This window comes from Corynebacterium sp. HMSC11D10, from assembly GCF_001806995.1.
GTDB lineage: Bacteria > Actinomycetota > Actinomycetes > Mycobacteriales > Mycobacteriaceae > Corynebacterium > Corynebacterium coyleae.
Map to the genome: position 1 here is coordinate 1 of NZ_KV787057.1, position 1,054 is coordinate 1,054.

Here is a 1,054-nt window from a genome sequence, read left to right on the forward strand (position 1 = left end):
TGTGTTTTGTCAAGTTGTTTTAGGCCGTTTCGGCTCGAATTTTTAGGCCAGTTCGGCACGGTTTTGGGCCGTTTGAGCGTTGCTGGGGTTTTGAGGGTTATTTCATGAGGGCGTTTGCCATGCGGTAGGACTGGCCGGTGAAGGTAATCATGCGTCCGTGGTGGACGATGCGGTCGATGGCTGCCGCTGCCATGTCATCGTTGCCGAAGACTTGGCCCCATTGGGAAAACGCGAGGTTGGTGGTGATGATCAGACTGCGTTGTTCGTAGGCGTCGGCGATGGCTTGGAAAAGTAACCGTGCACCGTCAGTGTCGATGGGGATGTAGCCGAGTTCGTCGATGACGAGGAGCTTGTTTTTGCCGAGTGCTGCGAGTTCTTTGTCGAGTCTTCCTGCCTGTTTAGCGTTGCGTAAGTGGTCGACTAGGCCGGCGGCGGTGAAAAACCTTGCTGGGATGCCTGCAAGGCATGTTTGGGTGGCTAGCGCGATGGCGAGATGTGTTTTCCCGGTGCCGACGTCCCCGTAGAAGACGAGGTCTTCACATCCGTTGAGAAACTCAAGCGTGGTGAGGTGTTCGCGGGTGATGTCCGTGGGCAGGGTCACTGGTGACCAGTCGTAGCCGTCGAGGGTTTTGCGTACTGGCACACGCGCACGGTGCATGAGGCGGCGGGCTCTGGATGCTGCTCTGGAAGAAAGTTCAGCTTCGAACAATTCGATGAGGATGTCGCACTGGCGTGGGGTGGCGTGTTCAACGCATTGGCGTAACACAGCGGTGGTCAAATAGAGCTGGCGGCCGAGTGTGACAACTTGGTTTTTGGTGGTTGTAGCGCTCATTTTAGGTCGCCTCCGCATGCTGTGGGGTGTTGATTGTGGTGGCAAGGAGTTGGTCGTAGGTAGCCAGGTTTGCTCTGGTGTGCTGTGTTGGTGGTGGGGTGCTGTATCGTGCAGCGATGCCAAGATGCGGTCCGGTTGGTTGAGCGTTGGCTTCTAAAAGTGCTGCAGCGGCGGTGACGGTGGCGTCGAAACCGCATTCTGCGGCGGTGGTTTGTGCATGGG

General features: G+C 57.0%; 2 protein-coding genes. Both read right to left on the minus strand.

The window, feature by feature from the left end:
- Nucleotides 1–97: 97 nt before the first annotated feature.
- The gene (gene istB, locus HMPREF3120_RS07590) at nt 98–832 is read right to left on the minus strand and encodes an IS21-like element helper ATPase IstB (RefSeq protein ID WP_101733627.1); all 735 of its coding nucleotides are present in this window, start codon (nt 830–832) and stop codon (nt 98–100) included.
- 1 nt (nt 833) lies between these two features.
- Nucleotides 834–1,054: hypothetical protein (locus tag HMPREF3120_RS12165; RefSeq protein WP_168156418.1), on the minus strand; the 221-nt coding region annotated here is incomplete at its 5' end.

Bases quoted from the DNA above. Each gene is read 5' to 3' on its own strand.
- istB (WP_101733627.1), bottom strand. From the start codon at position 832: ATGAGCGCTACAACCACCAAAAACCAAGTTGTCACACTCGGCCGCCAG.